At 39.9% G+C, this 25,394-nt stretch carries 25 protein-coding genes, 13 tRNA genes, 1 rRNA gene and 1 other annotated feature; of the genes, 26 read left to right on the plus strand and 13 right to left on the minus strand.

The genetic code is table 11. From position 1 onward, the window contains the following. Position 1 precedes the first annotated feature (1 nt). Both GY23_RS08615 and arsC read left to right on the plus strand, forming a co-directional pair. The gene (locus tag GY23_RS08615; protein WP_075618798.1) at positions 2–1,297 is read left to right on the plus strand and encodes an arsenic transporter; all 1,296 of its coding nucleotides are present in this window, start codon (positions 2–4) and stop codon (positions 1,295–1,297) included. 17 nt (positions 1,298–1,314) lie between these two features. Next, complete coding sequence (gene arsC, locus GY23_RS08620; protein ID WP_075618799.1) at positions 1,315–1,734, plus strand: arsenate reductase (thioredoxin); 420 nt, start codon at positions 1,315–1,317, stop codon at positions 1,732–1,734. 85 nt (positions 1,735–1,819) lie between these two features. Here the strand turns inward: arsC and GY23_RS08625 are convergent, their stop codons facing one another. Both GY23_RS08625 and GY23_RS08630 read right to left on the minus strand, forming a co-directional pair. After that, positions 1,820–2,176: a YolD-like family protein gene (locus GY23_RS08625; RefSeq protein WP_075618800.1), complete on the minus strand. Its 357-nt coding sequence runs from the start codon at positions 2,174–2,176 to the stop codon at positions 1,820–1,822. Next, positions 2,177–2,398 (minus strand): WYL domain-containing protein, encoded by a 222-nt coding sequence (locus GY23_RS08630; RefSeq protein WP_075618801.1) that lies wholly within the window; start codon positions 2,396–2,398, stop codon positions 2,177–2,179. 178 nt (positions 2,399–2,576) lie between these two features. On the opposite strand from GY23_RS08630, the gene GY23_RS18920 reads away from it, so the two are divergent. Both GY23_RS18920 and GY23_RS08635 read left to right on the plus strand, forming a co-directional pair. Beyond that, positions 2,577–2,708, plus strand: coding sequence for a hypothetical protein (locus tag GY23_RS18920; protein ID WP_281251493.1), 132 nt, complete (start codon positions 2,577–2,579; stop codon positions 2,706–2,708). A 10-nt stretch (positions 2,709–2,718) separates the two neighbouring features. After that, positions 2,719–4,155, plus strand: a complete 1,437-nt coding sequence (locus GY23_RS08635) for a GntP family permease (RefSeq protein ID WP_075618802.1) — start codon at positions 2,719–2,721, stop codon at positions 4,153–4,155. A gap of 172 nt (positions 4,156–4,327) precedes the next feature. Here the strand turns inward: GY23_RS08635 and GY23_RS08640 are convergent, their stop codons facing one another. The 3 genes from GY23_RS08640 to GY23_RS08650 all read right to left on the minus strand — a co-directional run bounded on the left by GY23_RS08640 (position 4,328) and on the right by GY23_RS08650 (position 6,598). Continuing rightward, entirely contained in the window at positions 4,328–5,074 is a 747-nt protein-coding gene (locus GY23_RS08640) for an amino acid ABC transporter ATP-binding protein (RefSeq protein ID WP_075618803.1), read from the minus strand. Between the two features lie 15 nt (positions 5,075–5,089). Beyond that, positions 5,090–5,746, minus strand: coding sequence for an amino acid ABC transporter permease (locus GY23_RS08645; protein ID WP_075618804.1), 657 nt, complete (start codon positions 5,744–5,746; stop codon positions 5,090–5,092). A gap of 75 nt (positions 5,747–5,821) precedes the next feature. Next, positions 5,822–6,598 carry an amino acid ABC transporter substrate-binding protein gene (locus GY23_RS08650; protein ID WP_075618805.1) on the minus strand — a complete coding sequence of 259 codons (777 nt, stop codon included), beginning with the start codon at positions 6,596–6,598 and terminating at the stop codon, positions 5,822–5,824. 331 nt (positions 6,599–6,929) lie between these two features. Here GY23_RS08650 and GY23_RS08655 point away from each other — a divergent pair, with 331 nt between their 5' ends. After that, entirely contained in the window at positions 6,930–7,106 is a 177-nt protein-coding gene (locus tag GY23_RS08655; protein ID WP_075618806.1) for an H-type small acid-soluble spore protein, read from the plus strand. A gap of 94 nt (positions 7,107–7,200) precedes the next feature. Here the strand turns inward: GY23_RS08655 and GY23_RS08660 are convergent, their stop codons facing one another. Further along, the gene (locus tag GY23_RS08660) at positions 7,201–7,716 is read right to left on the minus strand and encodes a VOC family protein (protein ID WP_245827614.1); all 516 of its coding nucleotides are present in this window, start codon (positions 7,714–7,716) and stop codon (positions 7,201–7,203) included. A 113-nt stretch (positions 7,717–7,829) separates the two neighbouring features. Next, positions 7,830–8,009: a hypothetical protein gene (locus GY23_RS08665; RefSeq protein ID WP_075618808.1), complete on the minus strand. Its 180-nt coding sequence runs from the start codon at positions 8,007–8,009 to the stop codon at positions 7,830–7,832. Positions 8,010–8,229: 220 nt separating this feature from the next. On the opposite strand from GY23_RS08665, the gene GY23_RS08670 reads away from it, so the two are divergent. Beyond that, on the plus strand, positions 8,230–8,682 hold the full coding sequence (locus tag GY23_RS08670) for an SRPBCC family protein (RefSeq protein ID WP_075618809.1): 453 nt from the start codon (positions 8,230–8,232) through the stop codon (positions 8,680–8,682). Between the two features lie 719 nt (positions 8,683–9,401). Next, a complete protein-coding gene (locus GY23_RS08675; RefSeq protein ID WP_075618810.1) occupies positions 9,402–10,805 on the plus strand; it encodes a S8 family serine peptidase in 1,404 nt (467 codons plus the stop codon). Positions 10,806–10,983: 178 nt separating this feature from the next. On the opposite strand, the gene GY23_RS08680 is transcribed toward GY23_RS08675, so the two are convergent. Next, positions 10,984–11,325: a DoxX family protein gene (locus tag GY23_RS08680; RefSeq protein WP_075618811.1), complete on the minus strand. Its 342-nt coding sequence runs from the start codon at positions 11,323–11,325 to the stop codon at positions 10,984–10,986. A 199-nt stretch (positions 11,326–11,524) separates the two neighbouring features. Between GY23_RS08680 and GY23_RS08685 the strand changes: the two genes are divergently transcribed. From GY23_RS08685 to GY23_RS08765, 17 genes are all read left to right on the plus strand, one after another. Then, positions 11,525–12,097, plus strand: a complete 573-nt coding sequence (locus GY23_RS08685) for a TetR/AcrR family transcriptional regulator (RefSeq protein WP_075618812.1) — start codon at positions 11,525–11,527, stop codon at positions 12,095–12,097. 432 nt (positions 12,098–12,529) lie between these two features. Next, positions 12,530–12,880 (plus strand): DUF1428 family protein, encoded by a 351-nt coding sequence (locus GY23_RS08690; protein ID WP_075618813.1) that lies wholly within the window; start codon positions 12,530–12,532, stop codon positions 12,878–12,880. 780 nt (positions 12,881–13,660) lie between these two features. Then, complete coding sequence (gene guaC, locus GY23_RS08695) at positions 13,661–14,644, plus strand: GMP reductase (protein WP_075618814.1); 984 nt, start codon at positions 13,661–13,663, stop codon at positions 14,642–14,644. A 246-nt stretch (positions 14,645–14,890) separates the two neighbouring features. Beyond that, a 5S ribosomal RNA gene (gene rrf / locus GY23_RS08700) occupies positions 14,891–15,006 on the plus strand. 9 nt (positions 15,007–15,015) lie between these two features. Continuing rightward, positions 15,016–15,091, plus strand: a tRNA-Val gene (locus GY23_RS08705). Between the two features lie 18 nt (positions 15,092–15,109). Continuing rightward, positions 15,110–15,185 (plus strand) — tRNA-Thr (locus GY23_RS08710). Between the two features lie 21 nt (positions 15,186–15,206). Then, positions 15,207–15,279 (plus strand) — tRNA-Ala (locus GY23_RS08715). Positions 15,280–15,366: 87 nt separating this feature from the next. Next, positions 15,367–15,443, plus strand: a tRNA-Ile gene (locus GY23_RS08720). A 14-nt stretch (positions 15,444–15,457) separates the two neighbouring features. Continuing rightward, positions 15,458–15,550 (plus strand) — tRNA-Ser (locus GY23_RS08725). 209 nt (positions 15,551–15,759) lie between these two features. Then, positions 15,760–15,834, plus strand: a tRNA-Met gene (locus GY23_RS08730). Between the two features lie 3 nt (positions 15,835–15,837). Further along, a tRNA-Asp gene (locus tag GY23_RS08735) sits at positions 15,838–15,913 on the plus strand. Positions 15,914–16,055: 142 nt separating this feature from the next. Then, positions 16,056–16,131: transfer RNA gene (locus GY23_RS08740), tRNA-Phe, on the plus strand. 8 nt (positions 16,132–16,139) lie between these two features. Further along, positions 16,140–16,213: transfer RNA gene (locus GY23_RS08745), tRNA-Gly, on the plus strand. Positions 16,214–16,226: 13 nt separating this feature from the next. Beyond that, positions 16,227–16,303, plus strand: a tRNA-Ile gene (locus GY23_RS08750). Position 16,304: 1 nt separating this feature from the next. After that, a tRNA-Asn gene (locus GY23_RS08755) sits at positions 16,305–16,379 on the plus strand. A 4-nt stretch (positions 16,380–16,383) separates the two neighbouring features. Continuing rightward, a tRNA-Ser gene (locus GY23_RS08760) sits at positions 16,384–16,474 on the plus strand. 9 nt (positions 16,475–16,483) lie between these two features. Continuing rightward, positions 16,484–16,555, plus strand: a tRNA-Glu gene (locus GY23_RS08765). A gap of 489 nt (positions 16,556–17,044) precedes the next feature. Here the strand turns inward: GY23_RS08765 and GY23_RS08770 are convergent. Further along, positions 17,045–17,863, minus strand: a complete 819-nt coding sequence (locus GY23_RS08770) for an STAS domain-containing protein (RefSeq protein WP_075618815.1) — start codon at positions 17,861–17,863, stop codon at positions 17,045–17,047. 306 nt (positions 17,864–18,169) lie between these two features. On the opposite strand from GY23_RS08770, the gene GY23_RS08775 reads away from it, so the two are divergent. Next, positions 18,170–19,051: a glycerophosphodiester phosphodiesterase family protein gene (locus GY23_RS08775; protein ID WP_075618816.1), complete on the plus strand. Its 882-nt coding sequence runs from the start codon at positions 18,170–18,172 to the stop codon at positions 19,049–19,051. Between the two features lie 125 nt (positions 19,052–19,176). On the opposite strand, the gene GY23_RS08780 is transcribed toward GY23_RS08775, so the two are convergent. Further along, positions 19,177–19,851 carry a helix-turn-helix domain-containing protein gene (locus GY23_RS08780; RefSeq protein ID WP_075618817.1) on the minus strand — a complete coding sequence of 225 codons (675 nt, stop codon included), beginning with the start codon at positions 19,849–19,851 and terminating at the stop codon, positions 19,177–19,179. A 367-nt stretch (positions 19,852–20,218) separates the two neighbouring features. Continuing rightward, positions 20,219–20,473, plus strand: a binding site (T-box leader). Positions 20,474–20,522: 49 nt separating this feature from the next. Between GY23_RS08780 and GY23_RS08790 the strand changes: the two genes are divergently transcribed. Then, positions 20,523–21,329 carry a YitT family protein gene (locus GY23_RS08790; RefSeq protein WP_075618819.1) on the plus strand — a complete coding sequence of 269 codons (807 nt, stop codon included), beginning with the start codon at positions 20,523–20,525 and terminating at the stop codon, positions 21,327–21,329. A 310-nt stretch (positions 21,330–21,639) separates the two neighbouring features. Here the strand turns inward: GY23_RS08790 and GY23_RS08795 are convergent, their stop codons facing one another. The 3 genes from GY23_RS08795 to GY23_RS08805 form a co-directional block, all read right to left on the minus strand. After that, positions 21,640–22,539 carry a DUF4349 domain-containing protein gene (locus GY23_RS08795; RefSeq protein WP_075618820.1) on the minus strand — a complete coding sequence of 300 codons (900 nt, stop codon included), beginning with the start codon at positions 22,537–22,539 and terminating at the stop codon, positions 21,640–21,642. Between the two features lie 208 nt (positions 22,540–22,747). Further along, on the minus strand, positions 22,748–23,356 hold the full coding sequence (locus GY23_RS08800) for a response regulator transcription factor (protein ID WP_075618821.1): 609 nt from the start codon (positions 23,354–23,356) through the stop codon (positions 22,748–22,750). 17 nt (positions 23,357–23,373) lie between these two features. Beyond that, positions 23,374–25,146, minus strand: coding sequence for a sensor histidine kinase (locus GY23_RS08805; protein ID WP_075618822.1), 1,773 nt, complete (start codon positions 25,144–25,146; stop codon positions 23,374–23,376). Positions 25,147–25,394 lie beyond the last annotated feature (248 nt).

The following is a 25,394-nucleotide window of genomic DNA, read 5'->3' on the forward strand; positions in this document are numbered from 1 at the left end:
CGTGTTATCAGTTGTTTTAGCATCAGTGATTTTTCTTGTGACCTTACTTTTTGTTATATGGCAACCTAAAAACCTATCAATTGGTTGGTCTGCTTGTGGAGGGGCACTACTTGCATTACTTGCAGGAGTTGTTGATTTTCAAGACGTTATCGATGTTACAGGAATCGTTTGGAACGCTACCTTAGCATTCATCGCTATTATTATTATTTCACTTATTTTAGACGAAATTGGATTTTTTGAGTGGTCGGCTTTACATATGGCTAGAGCCGCAAAAGGCAATGGTCTCCGAATGTTTGTGTACGTCAGCATTTTAGGTGCATTCGTGGCAGCATTATTCGCCAATGACGGTGCCGCGTTGATCCTTACGCCGATTGTCCTGGCAATGGTACGAAATTTGAAATTTGAAGAAAAGATGGTTTTTCCTTTCATCATGGCCAGTGGATTTATCGCAGATACAACTTCTTTGCCGCTAGTTGTCAGTAACCTCGTGAACATTGTGTCTGCAGACTTTTTCGGTATTGGCTTTGTGGAATACGCCTCTAGAATGATTGTGCCGAACTTATTTTCACTTGTTGCCAGTATTTTAGTGTTGTTTTTATTCTTCCGTAAAAGTATCCCTAGAAATTATAATATGGCCGACCTTAAACAACCTCGTGAAGCCATTAAAGACGAGAAAATGTTCCGCTTATCTTGGTTTGTACTAGCCCTATTATTAATCGGGTATTTCTCAAGTGAATTCTTGGGGCTTCCGGTGTCGATTGTGGCAGGAATTATCGCTGTTTTCTTCTTAATGATGGCGCAAAAAAGTTCTGCCGTTCACACAACTCGCGTAGTAAAAGGAGCACCTTGGTCGATTGTGTTCTTCTCACTTGGTATGTACGTTGTCGTATACGGTTTACGCAATGTTGGACTGACAAGTGTGTTGGCTGATTTGATTCAAGTGGCAGCGAATCAAGGGTTATTCGTGGGTACGATCGCAATGGGATTCATTGCAGCCATTTTGTCATCGGTGATGAACAATATGCCGACAGTAATGATTAACGCACTGGCCATTGCAGATACGAGTACGACAGGAACGCTTCGCGAAGCCTTAATTTATGCAAATATCATCGGCTCTGACTTAGGTCCGAAGATTACGCCAATTGGTTCACTTGCGACGCTACTTTGGCTTCATGTGTTATCTCAAAAAGGCGTAAAAATCCCGTGGGGGACCTACTTTAAAGTAGGGATCATTCTCACGGTCCCAACCCTATTATTTACACTAATCGGTCTTTATTTATGGTTATTGATCATCTAATCCAGGAGGTTTTTCTCATGACTAAAAAAACGTTATATTTCCTATGTACAGGTAATTCTTGTCGAAGCCAAATGGCTGAAGGATGGGGTAAAAAGTATTTAAGTGACGAGTGGCAAGCCTTAAGCGCTGGAATTGAAGCACATGGATTGAACCCCTATGCTGTAAAAGCGATGAATGAAGTTGGCATCGATATTTCAAGTCAAACTTCAGATATCATTGATCCACAAATCCTGAACAACGCAGAATTTGTTGTGACATTATGTGGAGATGCGGCTGATAAATGCCCGATGACACCTTCACATGTAAAACGAGAACACTGGGGATTCGAAGACCCTGCAAAAGCTGTAGGGTCAGACGAAGAAAAATGGGGTATGTTCCAACGTGTTCGTGATGAAATTGGAGACAGAATTAAGCGTTTTGCTGAAACTGGTGAGTAAGTTTAAGGAAAGAATGAAGTTTCGCGACTTTACTTTCATAAAATAAACAAGAACAGCCCTTCCTCAACGGAAGGGCTGTTCTTGTTTATTCTACAATCATGGCCGCCACAATTTCATGAATGGGCACACGGTGTTTGCCAAACGGATCTTCGTAGATTACATACTGTGTGCTGACTTCTTGGATTACGCCTCTATGGTAATGCAACTGACCGTCTAGCCAAGTGGTAATACGTGTTTCTAGTCTGCTCGATAAAGCACGTGCCACTTCTTCTTGTAATGTTTGCAGGTCAAATTCATCTAATTCAGGTCGTTTTACTTTATCGGCATCTTCTTGCCATTTTCGAAGTTCCTTTACATGCTCCGGCAACATCATCGCTGTCCATTTTATTTTCCCACGATCACGAATATTTCCATCAACGGTTACATCACGATTAAACGCCAATTAAATCACCCAACTTTCTTTTCGTTCGACTGGGATTAATGCTAAGACATTGTTTACTTTAAAAGTTCGTTTGGTCTTGCGAAGAAAACAGTACGCTTGAAAAGAATCACCATAAAGCTTCAGTACTTTAATGCGTCTTTTTGTGATTTCGCCGCTATTTGAGATGTACATCACTTCTACAATCTGACCGTAATGCATGGACTTAGAAAGACTTTCTTTCACAATAACCCCTCCAAATAGAACATTTGTTCTTATCATATGCGAACAAATGTTTTTTATCAATGGTAAATAGCAGCATGGAGGGATAATTTTTCTGCATGTTTTATACTTCAAAAGAAACTAACGGAATCAATTGCATTTTTCGTACATTCAGAAAAGTTCTTGTGCTACCTCTGTAAATATGCGTAAAATAGAAATATTGATTGTGTTTTCAGCACTCGATCAGCTGGTAGGTACAACCATTGAAGGTACTCTTGGTGCCTTTTGTGTGCAGACATCTAGAACATTCATCAAACAAAAAACAAATGGTTAGGAGTAATTTTATGGACTTGATTATCATCTTATTGGCACTTGGACTCTTAATGTTTACCGCTTACCGCGGTTATTCCGTTATTTTATTTGCTCCTATAAGTGCACTATTAGCCGTTCTCTTAATTGATCCCGCTAATATAATGCCCTTCTTTTCCGGTATATTCATGGAAAAAATGGTTGGGTTTATCAAAAACTATTTCGCCATCTTTTTATTAGGCGCTATCTTCGGGAAAATTATTGAAATATCTGGGATCGCTGAGTCAATTGCAAAAACAATTGTCCGCCTGATTGGTGCAAAACAGGTAATGTTGACAGTCATTATACTGGGTGCAATTTTAACTTATAGTGGAGTCAGTTTGTTTGTAGCAGTTTTCGCAATCTATCCTTTTGCAGTTCAATTGTTCAAGCAAGCAGACATCCCAAAAAGACTTATGCCGGCTACCATCGGTCTCGGAGCATTTACCTTCACCATGGATGCCCTGCCCGGAACACCGCAAATTCAAAACGTTATTCCTATACCTTACTTTGATACTGACATTTATGCGGCACCTGTACTTGGAACAATCGGGGCAGTTCTTGTCTTATTCATTGGTTTATCCTATCTAGAGTTCAGAAAGAGACAAGCAAAAAATAAAGGTGAAGGTTATTATGGATTTGAAGCGGATAAAGCTGCTGCTCTAGAAAAGGAAACAGTCAGCGACAATGAACCAGGTTCTACTCTAAATTCACACGAATCTGTTTTCAAACAGATTTTAGCTTTTGTTCCTCTTATTCTCGTAGCAGTCATGAATAAATATTTAACTACTGCCATACCGAAATGGTATCCAAATGGATTCGATTTTGCTTCCATGGGCTTAGATAAATATTCTGTTGATGTAGCGGCAAATGCTGCAATCTGGGCAGTTGAAATTGCATTAGTTGTTGGGATTGTCGCAGCCATTGCATTTAACTGGAAACGAGTCATGAAAAACTTGAAAGCTGGCCTGAACGCCAGTATTGCAGGTTCACTACTTGCTGTGATGAACACAGCATCTGAATTTGGATTCGGTGGAATCATTGCTGCTCTTCCAGGGTTTGCGGTAATCAGCAACGGAATATCAGGAACGTTTACAAATCCCCTTGTCAACGGTGCAGTTACCACTAGTACACTTGCGGGTATAACCGGATCTGCATCTGGAGGTATGGGAATCGCTTTAAGTGCGATGGGTGATAAATTTAACGAGGCAATTGCTTTAGCCAATATTTCACCTGAAGTTATGCACCGTGTTGTTGCCATGGCATCAGGTGGTATGGATACACTTCCTCATAATGGAGCTGTTATCACCTTGCTTGCTGTAACAGGGTTAACTCATAAACAATCATATGGTGACATATTCATGATCACGATCATTAAAACGTTAGTTGTTTTTGTGGTCATAGCTCTCTACACATGGTTTGGAATAGTTTAATAGAAAACATCCAATTCGATGCGTTTCGCTAGTGACCAGTAAAAAAGGTGAACCTTTCTGTCAGAATCTGACGGAAAGGTTCACCTTTTCATTTCGTCTATGATTGAGCTGTATAACCGCATTCGTATATCATTAATTCTTTCCCACAGATCAAACAATCCATCACGATGAATCATCTCAACGTACGATTTAAGAAGGCTTTCGTTCGGTCGAACTGGGGATTCGTAAACAACACACTCGGATGACCCGTTTCGATAATCTCTCCATTGTCCATGAAGATCGCACGATTTGCTACTTCTTTAGCAAACTCCATTTCATGCGTCACCACAATCATCGTCATATGTTCTTCGGCAAGATTCTTCATTACTTGCAGTACTTCACCGGTTAATTCAGGGTCCAGTGCGGATGTAGGTTCATCAAACAGGAGAATTTCCGGATCCATCATGAGAGCTCTTGCAATGGCAACTCTTTGTTTCTGTCCTCCTGAAAGCTGGGAAGGGTATGCCTTCGCCCGATCAGAGAGCCCCACTTTTTCAAGGAGTTCCGTGCTGCGTCGTTGAATCACCGAGAATGGCTCCTTTTTCAACAACTTCGGAGCAATTTCAAGATTCTCCTGAACGGTGAGATGCGGGAAGAGATTGAAATGTTGAAAGACCATCCCCATTTTGGAAGTGATGAGATTAATCTCCTTGGGTTTCGAGTAAATCCCGCTTTCGACCAGTTTATGTCCAGCCACAGAAATGGACCCGTCATTTATTTCTTCAAGATAGACCAGACTGCGGAGCATCGTGCTTTTGCCTGATCCAGATGGACCAACCACTGCAACCACATCGTTTTTATTGACATCAAAAGTAATCTGTTTCAATACTTCAAGCTCACCAAATGATTTTTTGAGGTTAGATACTTCAATGATTGCCATATTCAACACTCCTTTTTAGACAAATTTAAATCGTCGTTCCAGCCATTTAAAGAACATAGTCAATACCAGTGTTATTGCCAAATAAATCATTCCGGCGAAGAAAAAAGGCACGACCGTAAAATCGCGGTTTACCGCAGTCTGCGCAAAGTGCAACAACTCCGGGACGGCAACCGCATAGAGCAATGCAGTATCCTTCACCAGTGTCACGGACTCGTTGGAAATGGCGGGAAGTGCGATCCTGAACATTTGCGGTAAAATGATTCGAGTCGTGGTCTGCCATTTATTGAGACCGAGCACATGAGAGGCTTCATACTGACCTTTATCAATAGCCAGCAGACCTCCACGGAAAATCTCGGCAAAATAGGCGGCATAATTCAAGATGAATCCAAGACAAGCGGCCACAAAGCGGTCAAGAACCAAGTATTCCCCAACTACAGGAAGTAGAGGTAACCCAAAACAGATAAAGAGTAATTGGAGCAAAAGTGGTGTTCCACGCATCAGGTAGATATAGGTCTGGGCTAGCCAAGATACAATCTTATTATTGCTTTTTACACCAAGAGTCAGGATGAATCCCAATGGTATCGACGACACAATGGCGATCAAAAACAACAGGATGGTGACTTTCGCCCCTTCCAGCATAGGCATAATCATGTTGATGAACTCTGTAGACATGTAAGGATTCCTCCAAAAACAAAACAGTATTTCCTCCAGAGGAAACACTGTTTGCAATTTATTAGTTCGTTCTTTTTACTTTAATACTTTATCTCCATCAAACCATTTCTCTGAAATTTCAGCGGCAGTGCCATCTTCATTCATTTCATCAAGTGCTTTTTGAAGCTCTTCCAGTAATTCTTCATTCCCTTTTTTCACGCCCACTCCATATTCTTCCGGTGCCAAAGATTCCTCGAGTAACTTAAAGGTATCTTTCTCTTTGGTCATGTAATAGTTAATGACCACTTCATCTATCACAACCGCATCCACACGGCCAATTTTCAAGTCAGTAAGAGCCATGACATTATCTGAAAACTCCGTAACTGTTTTGATTTCAGAGTTGATCGGGTTGGCACTCAAGGCCTCAGCCGCTGAAGAAAGAGACTGTAAACCCACTGTTTTACCGACTAAATCGTCAAGTTTCACTAGGTCCGAATCTGCCAAAGTCACGACCACCTGCGCATTTTCCAAATACGGTTTCGTAAATAATACCTTTTCTTTGCGCTCATCCGTGATTGTATATCCATTCCAAATGAGATCAATTCGATTACTGCTCAGCTCGGTTTCTTTTGTTTTCCAATCGATTGGTTGGAACGTCACTTTTTTCCCCATCTTTTCCGCTGCAGCTGTGGCTAAGTCTATATCAAAACCAACAATTTCATTATGTTCATCCCGGAAACCCATAGGTGCAAATTTATCGTCGATCCCAATTACTAGTGTGTCGCTGCTATCTTTCCCACCTGACTCGTTGCATCCTGCAAGGACCAAGAAGACTGTTAATATCGCCAGAATAATCATTATTGAACGTTTCATATTGAAAAACCACCTTTATTTGTTTGACTACTAGTTATTTACTTTACTGTGCTAAAGTACTAGTGTGGTGAAATATCGTAAAACAAAGGTAACATACAATAAAAATAGTTGTCAATAGATTTTTCTTGCGCACTAGCACACTAAAGTGTTTTCACCAGATTCAAGGGCATAAATCCAAAAAACATAATAGTTGATTTCATTCACCATTCTTTTCACTCAACGTTCAGTTGTGGTCAAAACTCCGAATCCACTTCGCATTTCCAGAATGACTGTATATCTTTCCATTTCAAACAAATAGTATAGGTATCGCATATCAAAAGGAGGTGCCCACATGGAAGCAAAACGTGCACAAGAAATCTCTTCCACAAAAAGCATGGTAAGTGTCTCCCATAAAGGAAAGGCCGTTTATATTGAACATATCGATCAGACCAAAGGACTGGCAACCATACATCCCCTCGACAATCCAGATACCAAACAAAGCGTTTCCGTAACAGAATTAGACGAATAATTGTATCGTTGCAGGAAGTTAGTTATGGGAAATAGGACGATTTATATAAGAAGCCACCTTCCATCAGCTCTTGGGTTGGAGGTGGCTTGTTGTCTTATGCTTGCGTCAACTGTTCGATATCCAACTTCTTCATACTGAGCATGGCTTTTGTCACTCGTTGAACTTTCTCCGCGTCAGAATCCTGCATTAATCGACCTAACGCGGTAGGTACTACCTGCCATGACAGACCATACTTGTCCTCCAGCCACCCACACTGCCCTGGCTTCCCTCCTTCGGAAAGTTGATTCCAATAGTGGTCGACCTCTTCTTGCGTTTCGCATGCGATACTAAGGGAAACAGCAGGAGTAAACGTAAAATGAGGACCTCCATTGATTGCCATGAAGTTCTGACCATTCAGTACAAACGATATCGTCATCACTTTTCCTAGCTCACCCATGCCGCCCTCCGTGTATCTCGCTACGTTCTTCACTTCAGCCTCTTTGAAAACAGAGACATAAAAATTCACCGCTTCCTCAGCCTTATCATCAAACCATAAATTCGGTACAATTTTTTGCATATAAATTCCTACCTCCTTCAAATTTCCTCTTACCATCATGTTCGACCCAGCCATTTAATTTTCCTTTATTCTTCGTACATTAACGAAAATTTGCTCTATAATTCTTTCAATTAAATGCACGTATTTTTAGGCATGAAAAAAGGAGCACCAATCTGCTCCTGTTTCACTCATTCTTTTTCTTCGTCTTCTACATCCACATTATCTTTATTTTCATCATCTAGTTCATCTTTTTGTTCACCATCACTGATCCCGTTATCCTGATCTTCACCATCGCCACAACCAGCTACACCACCAAAGATTAATCCTCCAACCATACCACTAGCTAATAATTTCTTTTTCCAGTCCATAGTTATTCTCCTCCTTGATCGTATTTATCGTTCTTATTAAAATTTACCCCAAAAAAAGTTGAATAAACACTACGATGAACTTCTCGTCGTTTTAAAGGAAAACCACCTAGGACTATTTTTAAGTATTGTGCACATTTCTTATGGAATTACTCCTATATAAAGGAGTTTTTGATTTTAAAGGAGAAATTACTTGTATAAAGGAATTTAAGGAGGAATTATTATGCATGCGTCTACTTTCAATTATGTAACCTATATTTCATCAACACCTGAAAAGATCTGGGATGCGCTGACAAAAAGTGAACATACGGAGCAATACTTTTTCGGAACTGCCATTCAATCCGATTGGCAAGTTGGTTCGCGCGTGGAATATTCAAGAGGAGAAGTGACCGATTTTGGGGAAATTTTAAGCTATGAAACGAATCGTGAGATGACCTATACCTGGGAAAACGTCTCAGATAAATCAGATCGGCAAGATCCGACGGTCGTGACGTTCCAATTACAACAGATGGATGGTGATGTCGTGAAGTTGACATTGATCCACAAGAATCTAACGGAAGCTGACTTTGTCCATGAAGATAATACTTTCCGTGGATACAACAATGGCTGGCCGTTCATATTGAGCAATTTGAAAACCTACCTGGAGACAGGGAAAACGCTGCAATTCAGCTTATAGAGCAAAATACCATATTTATAGAAAATCTCGGCTTTGTAAAGTACGGCAACCAGATTCCGGCGTTTCTTTATTTAAAAAACGGCTGATGGAGAAATCTATTTGGTTGCAAACGATTTATTTGGTCCTAGAGACGATTATTGTTCACTGTGGCATTTTATCGATTTATTACCTTCTGCAGCTGAAGAATTCAATCCGGCCGTTATAAACGATGAGAAAAAGATGAGTCTCAGCCGGTATATATGATTTGTGAATACCTCATATAATACTTGTATTAAACACTTCTGATTCGGTGACCAACTGCCTGAATCAGAGTGTTTTTTTCATTCAATTTTTTCTCCTGTTTATTTCCACGTTCATCGTTGTCAACCACTCCTTCCAAAACCCTGAATTGAAAATCAAATTTCTGATTTCATGTTATCGCCCCTATCGTCTTTTCTTCACACATTTGCAACGTTTTTATTCTCATATACAGGCTTTTTTTCCAAGCACTTAATTATTTAAACTATATTTGTAATTTAAAAGTTTGAGCGTTCTACAAATAGGATATAAGAATCGTTAGTATTATCAAAATATTCTAAATTAAAGAGGTGTTGTTGAAGAAATAATATTTGTGTCCACTGCATTTTCTGTCCAAGATCAGGATTGAATCGTCTGTGTAATCGGAAATTTGTACGTGCAATGATTGAAATGCTTAAACCACACGGAAAAGAGGAAAAAGAATGAAAAAATTGTTAGCCTTTCTTGTCATAATCCTATTGATATTCCCTGCAAGCTCCATTTCGCAAGCAACTGGACTACTTCCTGTAGCCAACACGCTGGTTGATGAAAAAGTATGGTCGGTTTTGGAAGAGAATGGTTTGGCACAAGTCATTGTCACGTTTGAAGGAAATCAGAAGCCCTCAAGTACACAGGTTTCATTTATCAGAAACTTGGGAATCACCTCAGCTATCACAATGCAAAGCCTTCCTATTATGGGGGTAGTCGCAACCAAGCAACAGGTGGAACGGTTGATGGAAAGGGACGACGTACTATCTATTTATTTGAATGAAAAGCTGAACTATTTTAATGCAGATTCAACCATGATTACCGGGGTAGATAAAGCTCGGAGTGACCCAGGATTTATTCAAAAGAATAATGGTTTTCCAGTATCCGGAGATGGAATTGGAGTAGTAATAAATGATAGCGGTGTAGATGGAACACATAAGGATCTTAAACTAGGCAAAAATCTTGTTCAGAACGTACTTGGAATGTCGAATTTAGAGAGCACAGGTATTTTGCCAATTTCTTATTTGGAGAATGTGATCCATACTGATGCCAGCTCCGGCCATGGCACACATGTTGCTGGTACAGTGGGCGGGACTGGGGCCCAGTCCAGAGGCAAGTATGAAGGAGTTGCCCCTGGAGCTGACTTGATTGGCTACGGCTCAGGCGCTGCACTATTTGTTTTGGATGGAATTGGCGGATTTGATTATGCCATTACCCATCAAGAAGAGTACAATATTCGTGTAATCACAAACTCGTGGGGATCCACTGGCGATTTTGATCCGAACGATCCAATCAACTTGGCAAGCAAAAAAGCCTACGATGCTGGAATTGTTGTATTATTCGCTGCAGGAAATGAAGGACCTGCGGAAAATACACATAATCCTTACGCAAAAGCACCTTGGGTTATTTCAGTTGGTGCAGGTGAAAAAGACGGTACCAATCTTGCTGATTTCTCCTCAAGAGGTACAAAAGATGTTGGTGGAACATTTGAATTGGATGGGAAGACATGGACATGGACCGATTCCCCTACTGTCGTAGCTCCTGGTGTTGATATCATTTCAACCCGGACCGTTTCACCATTGACCGCATTAGCTTTACAGCTGGATTTACAGCTCATCGAACCACTTTATCTTCCTTTCTACACGACCATGAGCGGAACTTCAATGGCCACTCCACATGTGGCAGGAATTGTTGCATTGCTGTTAGAGGCAGACGCCACACTATCACCTGATGAAGTAAAATCGATATTGGAACAAACCGCATCGGACATGCCAGGTTATGAATCATGGGAAGTTGGATCTGGTTATGTCAACGCGTATGCGGCGCTCGATCTTGTCTTCAGCAATAGAGCATATTAATTATTAGTAAAAAATGGTTGACCGTGTCGACCCTATTTTTTCAGAATGCTTTAATTTTGATACCGTAAAAATGAACAGATTCCATACAGTAAACAAGGCGGCTGAGGATTCAAATCTCAGCCGCTCCTTTTTGATATAAAATTCATCCCTATAAACAATGGTTATAAAAAGGATTTTTCTACAATAAAAATACAAGAACGATTGCTAGAACACCTAAAACAAATATTGGGAACGATTCCTTTAGACCATCTTTCACACGCACATGTGTTAGAACGCCACCTATACCAACAGCAGATAAAATGACGGCACCGTATAATGCCAAGTGATCAACCCAGAAACCTGCGATTAATAAACCAGCAGCCGCTATCTCCAAAAAACCGGTTACGACTCTGAACCACTGTGGCAAACGCCAATGTTCAAACCCTTCTACATGCATTTTTGAACCTGTTACTTTCCCAAGGCCGGCCATTATAAATGCCAATCCTAGTAACCCCTGTAGAATCCACGTTAACCATTCCATCTTTATTTCCCCCTTCTAATTTGTAAACACAATCGGAATTGCACCATTACCATTTACGACATTATTAGTTTATACAACATATGTTGTATAATTAAATAGTATTCACTTGATAAAGATACAACCACCAACAGATTTCAGTTTTTGTCGTTTATACGACAGATAGTGAAATTTGACTGAAAAATAGGCCTGGGGGGAAATCATGACCGAAGTAAAGGTAGATCCACGTATCATTCGAACTCGTAAACTCATTATGGATGCCTTCATGCAATTAGTGATGAAAAAAGAGTTCAAAGATATTACAATCAAGGACATTACGACTGGGGCTACAATTAATCGTGCGACGTTTTACTATCACTTTACAGACAAATACGATTTATTGGATGCCGTACTGACAGAGAATTTAATGACAAATGTCTTGAGTGAAATTATGGAGCACGATGAATTGAACAAGGAAACGCTTACTCAAATCTTTTTATCGGTGACAAAATTCCAAACCGACTTGTCCAATCAATGTCGAAGAAGCTTTGAAGCATTCACTTCAACCATCGAAAAGAAATTAAAAGATGCATTATTGGGCATTTTCTCTAACTTGTTACGAGATTCCTATGAAATTGAGGAGGAGCTGTGCCATATCAGTGCGGTTATGCTGACATGGGCAATTTATGGGGCCACTATCGATTGGCAACAAAATAGCCAACAATCGCCGGAAGCATATATGGAATTAGCGTTACCAATCCTTATGAAAATGTATGACCACCCGATTCATTTCTAAAAGACAAAAAGCCTTTCGCATGTTAACGGGTTCTCTTCTGACGTGTAAAAACTTAAAACACAATACAAAAGGACTATCAATTCGCAATCATATTGGTAGTTCTTTATTTATTGATATATCAGCTTTCTTACTCTAAAAGCTTCATTATTAGGTGTATAATTGGCAGCCTAATTGGTCGCTTTACAATAAAAGTTGTAAGGCGACCAAAATTCCTGTTAATTGATATGCCAATTGCAGTACCAATCAATATCACTTTTTAATAAAGTGGAAATGGGGATTTTTGGTATAATAAATAAAAGAGGATTTTATTTTCTTATTAAATTAACGCAGCAGGTTAGTTGAAGACGGAATTGAAATAAATAATAATTTAAATATTTTAAAGCCGAAGCTCTGACAATAACGTTAATAATTCAACTTAAAGGAGGAGTAATCATGTATTTAGAAATTTATCTTTATCCAGTACTGGAAGAAAACAAAGAACAATTTTTAAAAATTAATCGAGAAGCTGAACGTATTTACAAAGAATATGGTGCTATCGAGAGCGAAACATATACTGCTGCATCTATTCAGCCGGAATATGGTTGTTCAGGAATGGTATCAGCAGTTGAACTACGCGAAAGTGAAGTACTTATGTTAGAAATTAACAGCTATCATAATAAGGTTCACCATAGTCAGGTTTTGGAGAAAGTTGATAATGATGAACAGATTGAAGAATTATATAATCAAATGACAAAGGTGATCGATGTGAGTCGAACTGTCCGTGGTGAATTCGGATTGTCATAACAAAGAAAATGAATTCTGCCTTAATAGGTCCCTTTAATAAAGTAACAGAAAAGCCCTATTTCTCAATTTTTATTTGCAGAGAAGTTGGGCTTTTTAGGTAAGGACGAATAGTGGTAATACCAGACTTCCACCAGCACCCTAACTGGATTGGATAATGGAGCTATATGGTCAAAGACCCAGCTGGAAAGTTTAAAGCCCTACCAGATTTTTCAAAATGGTGAGATAATCTTATAATTCGAGGATGAAGACTTGAACGCTAATGATTTAATTAATCTTTCTTCTTGAACTAACGGGCGCTTTAGTTGAAGAAGGGAACAGAAAACACTGCTGACTAAAAATTATAACGAAAAAAACACTGAGTATATAATCTCAGTATTTTTTATATCTATTTCTATCAGAAAATGACAAAAGTGCACATCTTCAGCTTATTGCGATGCTAATCCCATTTCGTTTTTAATAGCTATTTACAGATACATTTGAAATTTTGTACCTCCCAAGAGAACCCCTTGTTCGCATGTAACGTATTTTTTTGTCTTGATTCCTATTTGACGAGAATTCTGCAACACTCAATTACTCGTGTCATGTAACATAGATGTTTTTAACGTGATGATGTTGTTTCTTCCTATAGAAATAAAAACACTCTATTCTCTTTCAAATAGAACTATTATTGATTATATAATCGAAACTCTTTGACATCTTGACCAAAATATTATAAATTACCCTATGGACGAACAATTTTAATTAACTCAACTTTAATATTCGTATTTAGGGGTGTAATATATGGAAAACGTGTTTGATTACGAAGATATTCAATTGATTCCTGCGAAATGTGTGGTAAATAGCAGATCTGAATGTGATACAACCGTTGCATTAGGCGGACATACATTTAAACTGCCGGTAGTACCTGCAAATATGCAAACGATTATAGACGAAAAGGTCGCTCTCTACTTAGCTGAAAATGGATACTTCTATGTAATGCATCGTTTTGAACCGCAGAAGCGCAAAGCTTTTATTACAGACATGCAATCACGTGGATTGATCGCATCGATCAGTGTTGGAGTTAAAGAAGAAGAGTATGGTTTCATTCAACAATTAGCAGAGGAAGAGCTTACACCGGATTACATCACCATCGATATTGCACATGGGCATTCCAATGCCGTAATCGAGATGATTCAACATATCAAGAAATACTTACCCAATAGTTTTGTCATTGCAGGAAATGTAGGAACTCCTGAAGCCGTGAGAGAATTAGAAAATGCCGGTGCGGATGCAACAAAAGTGGGCATCGGACCAGGGAAAGTTTGTATCACAAAGATCAAAACTGGATTCGGAACGGGTGGTTGGCAACTAGCGGCACTGCGTTGGTGTGCAAAAGCGGCGAGCAAGCCAATCATTGCTGACGGAGGAATTCGTACACATGGCGATATCGCGAAATCAGTTAGATTTGGTGCATCTATGGTCATGATCGGTTCATTATTCGCTGGGCACGAAGAATCTCCAGGTGAAACTTTTGAAAAAGACGGAAAGCGCTACAAAGAATACTTTGGTTCAGCTTCCGAATTTCAAAAAGGTGAAAAGAAAAATGTCGAAGGCAAAAAAATGTTTGTGGAGCACAAAGGCGCTTTAGAAGATACATTGAGAGAAATGGAACAAGACCTGCAATCTTCTATTTCTTATGCCGGCGGAAACAAGCTAGAAGCAATCCGTAATGTAGATTATGTCGTCGTTAAGAATTCAATCTTTAACGGGGATAAAGTATATTAAAGGAATACCATTCTTCAATTGAGGACAATAAACATCCCCAGTCCATAAAATGACGTGGGGATGTTTATTTTTGACTATTTCAACAGCTGAAGAATTTATTTATTGAACCTTTAACAGCCGAATTTTCGCCATTTATCTACTAAACTCAATAGAATTCATTCAAATAAAAATATTCTTGTAGAAAAGTACTTGTAATACTCAACAGAGTTGTTATAATAAATCTTGTCTTCAAAAATGAATACCCAGTCCAGTGATAATGGCAAAGAGGTCACACCCGTTCCCATACCGAACACGGAAGTTAAGCTCTTTAGCGCCGATGGTAGTTGGGGGTTTCCCCCTGTGAGAGTAGGACGTCGCTGGGCGATTTATTTGGAGGATTAGCTCAGCTGGGAGAGCATCTGCCTTACAAGCAGAGGGTCGGCGGTTCGAGCCCGTCATCCTCCACCATTTTTCCCATTACATATTGCCGGTGTAGCTCAGCTGGTAGAGCAACTGACTTGTAATCAGTAGGTCGGGGGTTCGACTCCTCTCGCCGGCACCAGTTTTCATTTATCCCTTATACGGGGCCTTAGCTCAGCTGGGAGAGCGCCTGCCTTGCACGCAGGAGGTCAGCGGTTCGATCCCGCTAGGCTCCATTAACCAAAATAAAGATGTTTGCAGCAACAGCAATTAGAAGTTCTTATCGTAAGATGAAATTTCAATTCCTTCGTCGCCATCTTTTAGGACCTTTAGCTCAGTTGGTTAGAGCAGACGGCTCATAACCGTCCGGTCGCAGGTTCGAGTCCTGCAAGGTCCACCACTTATCTATCTTTCGGAGGTATACCCAAGCCCGGCTGAAGGGATCGGTCTTGAAAACCGACAGGGGAGTCAAATCCCGCGGGGGTTCGAATCCCTCTACCTCCTCCATTTTCACTAAGTGTGTGGTACAAGAAACAAATAAACACTCTACATAATTAAATCGTGAATAGAAAGATTTCACTTTCTATAAAGTAACCGCGAGGGTGGAGCAACGCAGCTGTACGAAGACAGCAAGTAACATCGAAGCAGGCGAAGCCGATGCAGATGTCCACTAAGCCATAAGCGTAGAAGCAATAGTGTCTATAACATAATATTAGCGCGGGGTGGAGCAGTGGTAGCTCGTTGGGCTCATAACCCAAAGGTCGCAGGTTCAAATCCTGCCCCCGCAACCAAATGGTCCCGTGGTGTAGCGGTTAACATGTCTGCCTGTCACGCAGAAGATCGCGGGTTCGATTCCCGTCGGGACCGCCATTTTATTAAAGTATTTAGAATTGGAATAAGCAAAGAAGGTCGAGGAAGCAAAATGAGTGAGTAAAGGAGCGTACTAACGTACGTGACTGAACGAACGAATGAAGCTGACGAAGAGATTCGAAGCTTAGTACAATTCGATTGTGGCTCAGTAGCTCAGTCGGTAGAGCAAAGGACTGAAAATCCTTGTGTCGGCGGTTCGATTCCGTCCTGAGCCACCATTTTTTATGCGGGTGTAGTTTAGTGGTAAAACCTCAGCCTTCCAAGCTGATGATGAGAGTTCGATTCTCTTCACCCGCTCCATTTTTTTATTTGTGGGCCTATAGCTCAGCTGGTTAGAGCGCACGCCTGATAAGCGTGAGGTCGATGGTTCGAGTCCATTTAGGCCCACCATTCCGAAGTAGCTCAGTGGTAGAGCAATCGACTGTTAATCGATTGGTCGTAGGTTCGAGTCCTACCTTCGGAGCCAATCTGGGGAAGTACTCAAGTGGCTGAAGAGGCGCCCCTGCTAAGGGTGTAGGTCGGGCAACCGGCGCGAGGGTTCAAATCCCTCCTTCTCCGCCAGATTATTTCGGCCCCTTGGTCAAGCGGTTAAGACACCGCCCTTTCACGGCGGTAACACGGGTTCGAATCCCGTAGGGGTCATTTAGAAAGATGCGCTATCTTCGGGATAGCGTGTTTTTTTATGGGCAAATGTCGATTTATGACGAATCTTAATTGTTTGAGCAAATTGAAATTCACGATGTTAATAGCAATGACTGGACGCAGCTCTTTATAACGCCATTTCATACTTGAAGGTCAATAATTCCTACGTGAACTCCCCTTTTTCCTACGTCATCCCCAATTATTCCTACGTGACCCGCGATTTGTGTGCACAACTTTCTTCTCTTGAGAATACGAGATTGCTATTAAAGAAAAAAGCTATAATAAACACTGTGATATGGACATTGATCCATAGACAATTCCTTTTGTTCAGCTACATAAGAAAAGCGCAAAGCGCCATTCTACCCTGAAGCTTAGGGATAGGCTGGACCTAGACATGAAAAGTTATAGAATTCTTAAAACTTTCTTATCTTTTAAAAAGACAGCGCCAATCAGCTTCAAGCTGGTTGGCGCTGTCTTCTTTCAAAGTTATTACTCAAGACTTTTCAATGCGGTCTTAACATCCGCAAAAGTCTCGATATCAGAAAAATCAATTCCGCTATTTACCACTGTTTGCGCTAAATCAGGTCGTACTCCGGTAATAAGGATATGGATACCCATTAGGTTGAGCATGTTTCCCAATTGAAGGAGCTGTGTGGCAATATCTTCATCAATAATAAACAATCCTGAAAAGTCTACAATGACATGATCTATATCCATTGTTGCTATTTTCGGAACCACTTGTTCCATTAAATACTTTGTCCGATAGCAATCTATATCTCCAATCAAGGGAAGAATCACGATGTCACCCCTGACAGGTATAATCGGGGCTGACAATGCTGCCAGCTGTTTTTGCGTATCTTCCCTGGCTTCATTTAAGAGATGTTCAAAAGCATACACAGTTTCAGTTAAGCTGACATCCATCAGAATATTCATGCGTTTTATGATCAAGGCATTTTCCTTCACCGATAGAGCAAGTTCTATACTGATTCTCGTCAATATGTCAGTAAAGACATCCCTCGTTGGCGGATAACGAACGAGAATTTCCGAAATTTCCCCACTTGATGATACTTGCATTTTCGCATTCTTTTTACTCCACTCGATCACGGTATCGGGTACTGGGTCTGTACCTTCACCAACCATTGATTCCCCTAAAAAGTTTAATAGCTCAACATACATGGAAATCGCTTGTTCCTTCTCGATTTCAGGTATATCTAATTTCATATTCCCAATAACACCCTCGACCACTTCAATTGCCAAGGATTCTACATGTTTGCTTATGTATTCAGAAAAACTTAAAAACAAGCTCATTGTAATTCACACCTTCCTTCTGTATAACATGAAGCTATTATAACCTACATAACATGGCAATCCATGTATAACGGACCATTTGATTTATTTCATTATAATCTGTATCTTCTAATGTCAACAAGTCAGTAAAACTCGTTAAAACAACACTGACTCAACATTTAGCTCCCTTCTTCCTCCTAGACGTCTATTGATAAGTACTAAAAGACATCCTATGAATCAAGAAATTCACATGGAAATAAACACGGCTTTTTTATCATATAATTTCCGAAAGAATCATTCACTGAACACTTTTGGAGGATACATATTATGAAGAATATCATGTTGCTTACGATCCTTCTTTTTACATACGGATGTTTTCAACAAACACCATCTCCCGCTGTACGTACACCATTACCGGAGAATGATTTTCTTATCATTGCCCATCGCGGGGCATCTGCCTATACAACAGGCCATACACTTGCGGCGTATGAAATGGCGGTACAAATGGGGGCGGATTACATTGAAATCGATTTGCAAATGACCAAAGACGGCAAACTGGTTGCACTTCACGACTCGGTTGTCACCCTTCATGATGTAAAGCAAGCAGTGGCTGATGTTACGTTCGATGATATCCAACTTCACTCTCCCGGACAAGAGCTTGTTAAAAACCCGTTGTCTTACGCTTTTCCAAATTTCAGTGATTTGCGTATCGTTGACTTGTCAGAGATTCTCGATCACTTCGGTGACTCCGTCAATTACTACATCGAAATAAAATCACCTAAAATGTATCCTGGGATTGAAAAAGAGTTACTCCTGCAGTTAGGGGAACATCACCTTCTCAATAAAGAAGACATTACACCGAAAGTGATTATTCAATCCTTCGACGCTGATAGCCTAAAGGAAATACATGCCTTGGATCCTTCCATTCCATTAACTCAATTATATAAGTTCGGCAAGAAAGCGAAGCTATCTAAAAAAGCACTAAAAGAACTATCTCAATATGCATCTGGTGTCGGCGTCAATGTACATGCAGTGAATCGTGATTTTATTGAAGCGATTCATAAGAAAGGATTGCTGGTCCTTCCATACACCATCAACGATGAAAATACGATGCGTCAACTCATGAAACTCGGCGTAAATGGCATTTTCACAGATCGACCCGATGTCGCGTCTCGTGTTAAAAATGAACAAAGCAGTCTGGATCAATAAAATACACTTAGTAGTCTCTACTATAAATAAATCCTTCTTCACTTCTACCTATCCATTGCATCATTAAACATTGCCGTCACGTATAAACGTTTCGACACTCTTAAGATTGCTGCATAGATCACGCCTTATAGGTTCTTCACTTGCCCACGTTTATACGCATTCACTACGGACAGAATCGCATCATTGTAAGCATCCTCATATTGCTCAAATGTAATGGATCGGGTGATGCGTGCTTTTGCCCTTAACATGACGCCATAGATTTCATAAATGGTACTCCGATCAAAGAAGGCACTGAGTGTACGCCCTATTCTTGAAGGCAACTTTATTAATAATCCTTTCTCAAGTGCATCCTCAGTATCATATGTATCTTGTATAAGATTATTAGAATTAAAAGATTTATTCTCCATTTTAGTAGGCTCAGTGCTTACAGGAGTAAGCGTCTTCGGTACAGTGCGAGTTGTCACAGGCGAGTTGTCATTATTAGGTAAAACACGAAGAATGTTCGCTCCATACCCTTTAGCGACACGACGGATAAACTGGATCTTTTCAATCACATGCAATCTCTCCAACTTACGAATGGCCCGACGAATCGTTGCATCTGATTTTGATAAAGACTTCGTAATAGTCTCTACTTTCAGATGTGCCACACCTGGATATTTACAAGCATAACGACTAATTAATGAGAGGACAGCAAGATCCGTTTGATTGAGCTCATGAAAATTAACGTTAATATGTTGCTGAACATGCGTATCCATTTCTTGGACACTACCAAATGTTTGATAATCCGATAAATAGTACATCGTCTGCTCCCCATTGCCACTTTCTCTACCTTGGAGGTAGTGGGCCTTTTTAATGTATAGAAATCCGGTATTTACCCCTGATAATCCTTACATAGAAAAAAACGAGCAATTCGGCGACAATTTTTTGAAAGAATATTTTATTTTTGTGGTGCGTTCTCTGGACAACAAAAAACACCATTTCCACGAAAGAATTTTCGTGGAAATGGTGTTTTTTGATTGCTATGGAATAGGGAATCTCAGTTACTTATTGCTAATAAATATTCCACTAAATTCGAAGTGGAATATTTGAAATACATTCAATTTAATACGATGTAGCCAGATAATATTGACGTACCTATTCGCCCCGTGATAGATTTATTTTTAACAATAAAAATCAGTGATGAGAAAGAGTAAGATCAGACCCCTGTTCTCTAGAGAGTCGGCGCTTGGTGTAAGCTGACCGGCAGATCTCATCCGAAAATCATCTCAGAGATGCAAGGCTGAAATCAATAAGCTTTGACGGGTTTCCTCCGTTACAATGGAACACGTATCTATCGTACGTTGACTAAGAGCCGTATGTTTCTGTTTCTGATTGAAACATATGGATTATGGGTGGTAAAGCGAGCACAAACTCGTCCCTTTTTATGGAGGGACGGTTTTTTTTTGTAATAAATTGGAGGGGAATTTGACATATGAAAAATTTGATCGTCATCGCAGGTTCGTTGATTGTTGCATTTGCTTTTAATTTCTTTCTGGTTCCCTATGGCATTTTAAGTAGTGGAATTAGTGGAATTGCTATTTTGCTTGGATTGATTTCCCCATTCAATACCGGCTTATTGAATTTGGTACTTAACTTGCCGCTTGTCATTCTAGGCTACTTCAAACTCGGAAAAACCATCACAATCAATACATTGATTTGTGTCATTTCACTTTCGGTCTTTTTATTCGTGTTGCCGGTCGTTGAGGTGACCGACAATATATTGCTTTCGACAGTTTTTGGCGGAGTCATTGGCGGGATCGGAGTAGGTCTTATCCTAAAGTTTTCTGGAACATCGGGCGGTTTGGATATCATTGCAATTATGATTTCCAGAACCAGTAATTTCAGTATTGGCCTGCTTCTCACTGGTATGAATGGGATTATCGTTTTTATTTCTGGAGCTATCTTCAACTGGGATATCGCATTATACACCCTTTTATCCATCTATTTGACGGGTAAAATGATTGATACTATCTTTACTAATCATGTCAAATTAACAATGCAGATTGTCACTTCAAAGGGAGAGGTAATACGGGAGGATTTGCTGAACTCCGTCTATCGTGGCATTACCATTTCAGATGCATATGGAGGCTACACATTGGAGAAGAAACAAATCTTAATGATGGTCGTTACACGCTACGAAACCATGCAAATCAAAAAAATTGTCCGGATCCATGACGAGCAAGCTTTTATCAATATATATGAAACGGTTGAAGTCGACGGCAACTTCGCTAAGAACTGAGGCAACTGAAAAAGTTCATCCTTATAGACTTGACTAGGTAAATCCCTCTAATAACGCTTCCGCGAAATGTGGATGCCTACGCTGGTTCTGCCTTGCCGTTCGAGAAGGACAAAATGCAGGAGAATTCAAGAAAGCCATTCATTGAGTGTTAACTTAAATATCCATATCTTTATTCACAAAAAGAATCCAGCACGGTCTTCAGTGCTGAATTCATGAAATTCTATACGCAATTGTAGTTCATAGCCTAAATTGTTTTTCGCACACGTATCTGTCACTAAAAAGCAGCTCAATTTCGAGCTGCTTTTTACGTTCATTTGGTTTTTTGTTCAGACCGTAGTCTTCTCTTAATGATCCAATACACGACAAAACCTATGGCTGCTAAAAGGAGTAACACGGGTAAATTCCCAATGAAAAATACGATAAAGGATGATCCTGCCGCCAGCAAACCGTTTGTACTTGTAGCGAGTTGTTTTTTTGTTTTTTCCCATGTGTTTAAGTCTTTACTTTCTATCTCTGGAACCACAATGCGATTTTCGTACATTATCAGTTCTATCGTAGAAAAAGATGTTTGATTTTCTAGATAGTTCATTTTTCCAACCATGACTTCAATCTCTTCCTGTACCGTCGCTAAATCGGAGGAAATCCTCAACAAGTCTTCCGTTTTCTGTGCGTTGCCCATAAACTCAAGCAAACGCTCCTCAACTGCTCGCTTTGATTTCACGCGTGATTGCAAATCTACATATTGCTCGGTGACATCCTGCCCAGACACATTGCGTTCTAGAATATCGGCCGCTTGCTCTTCAGCATCATGTAGAAATGTTTGAAAATGCTTCTCTGGAATGCGAACAATCATCTTGCCACTGTTCGTTTCATCGTCTTCTTGGTAGACGTTCGATTCAACAATATAACCACCATACTGCTCGACTTTTTTGGTAATGTTCTCCTGTGCCGTTTCAAGTTTTTTCACATTCACCTGTAACTGCGCTTGATGGATGATCATTCTTAATGTTGAGGCTTCTTGAGGTTCCTTGGTAACTGATTCGTTATTCGTTGCACCTGATTCTACAGCTACGTCGTTTGTACTTTCATCCGTAACCATTTCGGCTTTATCGTCCGAAGATTTACTTTCAAACGAGGACTCAGAATCACTACAAGCTGCCAGTAACGTAGCTACACTGATAAATAGGAAAAACAAAATTAATTTTCTCATGTTCGATTGCCCCCCGTCTGTATAGTTCCTTTGACGTAACAACAAAGGGAAAAGTTACTATCAGTACAATTTTCTCCCATCTGCTATCGTTATACTGTATCCGAAACAATCATGAAAATAGGAACAATCCCGTTTGTTCAATCTAGCGGAATTGTTTTTGACAGGGGCATACCGTACCGTTTGGGAGTGATAAATTATCATTTAACACTCAATCTAAAAGATTATATTTAGTAGCAGTAGCAATAGCTTGAACTCTATTTTTAACTTGAAGCTTACTAAAAATATGTACACCATAGTTTTTGATGGTTCCTTCCGTTAATTTTAATAGCAGGGCAATTTCTTTGTTTGTCATCCCACTACTGATTAACGTTAAAATTTCCTTTTCCCGTTTTGTTAAGGGTTCAATGAAGAATGGCTGTGGTACTGTCTCTATGTTGGTCTCTTTTTTTCCTTGTGCAGCTTTCTCGGAAAGGGCCCGGTTGATTGTCAGGTGTAGCCGCTTTTCAGTAATCGGTTTTACGATGTAATCGTAGGCGAAAACTTCATATGCCGGCAGCGCATATTCTTTATGAGACGTGATGAACACGATTTTTATATCGCATCCATATTCCCTTAATCGTTTAGCAAAATCCATACCGCTTTCTCTCGCCATATTAATGTCTAAAAACAGTAAGTCAGCTGTACTTTTCGTCAAAAATGAAAAGGCAGTGATGGTTTCCTGGAATATCGCCACTATTTCGATTTCATTGACTTTGGCTAACATTCTTTTCATGATCAAATGCATCGCCTTATCATCATCAATTACAACGACTTTCATCATTTCAGCCCCCTTCTTTACTTCGCTTGCTCAACAGTAGCGGGAATGGAAAAATAAAAAATGGTTCCTTGTAGATATGTACTTTCAAACCAAATATCACCACCGTTTATTCGCACAAATTCTCTACATAACGTTAGTCCTAGCCCAGTCCCCTTCTCACCTGCCGTTCCATCAAATGTGATTGGATCTTCTGTCGTGAACAAAGGATTCGGTTGGTTTGGATCGATTCCCCGTCCGGTATCTTCAATCGAAATAATCACGTAATCCTCTATTTGCTTCGCTGATACATGAATGCTTCCCTCAATATCTGTAAACTTAATCGCGTTTGAAAGCAAGTTTCGTATAATTAAATCCAACATTTCTGGATCGGCGTAAACAAGCGTATTGTTCGGAATATCAGATTTTACTTGAATGGACTTTCTACTGCTATGCACATGTAGCAAGCGCATATTCGCTTGCACAACCTCGGCTAGTCTGCACATTTTAGGGGTGAACACCATCCCCTCTTTTTGGCTCCGAAACCAATCCAGCAAGTTTTCCACTAATATAGTTGTATTTTGTATTTGCTGTTCCATTTCATAAAGCACTTCCTCGTGGGATTCATCATACGCTTCCATCTCTTCTCGCAGCAACTCCATTAAATTACCAAGGACAGCAAGAGGGGAATGAATATCATGAGCCACCACCATAAACATTTTATCTTTAAACAGGTTCAGTTCAGCTAACTGTTTTGAGTTTGAACGTAATGTATTTTCAGCTAGTACAGCTTCGGTTACATCACTTAACACAAGCATTTTACCAGCTGGTTTATGACGGCTGTCATAAACATACGATACGCTAACAGTATAATAAAAAGGATTTCCTTCGTTAAAAATCTTTACTTTACTTTCAACTGAAGGACCCTGACTAATTTTCTCCAACAATCCAGGATGATGGGCAAATAGAAGTTCTGCCGGCTCTCCAATCACCTGTTTATGATATAAGTTCTTAATAATCTGTTGTGCAGACGGGTTAAGGCTGGTTACACTATTGTCCAAATCAAACACAATTACTGCGTCTTTCATTGACTCAAACACTTTTTGTAAAGCCAAAGGTGCTAATTTTAACAAATCAAATTGATAAATTCCCCACATATAAAAGATTCCAGAAAAAAGAAATCCAAATGGAGAATAGTCAATTGGCGTTTTTAACACCCCACTTATACTAATTAAAGTAATCCCAAAAGGTCCACATGAGCCGATCATCATTAATGCAATTTGCTTTTTCATTCGCCCGGACGATTTCAAGTACATATGAAGCAATAGCCCAATCCCAATAATAAACAAGCTGTATGAATAGACAACATGAAGCTCATAAAGAGGACCTGCTGTTAAAGAAACGATTGGAAATCCCTTTGATTCTTCCAGTACCATTTTTTCATAAAATAAAAAGTGCCACTCGTTTGTATAGTTACCGATAAATGTAATAAAAGGTACGACGGACAGCAAAACAACGTTCCAGTTCCGGAAAAAAGATTGGCGGTTTGTGTACTGAAGCACCATCGTAAACCAGATTAACGGACCAAACGAGATTCCAATGTATTCAATCCTAAGCCAAAATTGGATTTGCTCCAGATTCACGCTCACAATTTCAAAAGCATAGCCAAAGGAATAAAACGCTCCCGCTAACATACCAAAAAACAGGCTACGGACAATCGGAATTTCCCGCCTCTTCCATGCAAGATAGGCAATAAATAACGAACACAAAGTGGTCGCCATAAGCAACGCCGATATATAAAAGTTATACGTCACGACATTGCCTCCTCTGAGCAACATCATCTTCCGTGATGCTCCTTTCTACTATACTAGGAATTTATCAAGATATGTTACTTAGTCAGAAAATTAAAAAAGAAAATCAATACTTGTAGATCATCGTAGCTGGCGCCTTAGAACTGGTTCTGATCTTAGCCGTTATTTACTTACTTCTTAGTTACCTTTATTCTTTCCATCATGAGGAAAATCGATTGTTATAGAACTAAGTGTTGCATTGTCAGCTCAAT

Origin of the sequence: Paenisporosarcina indica (assembly GCF_001939075.1) — a bacterium.
GTDB lineage: Bacteria > Bacillota > Bacilli > Bacillales_A > Planococcaceae > Paenisporosarcina > Paenisporosarcina indica.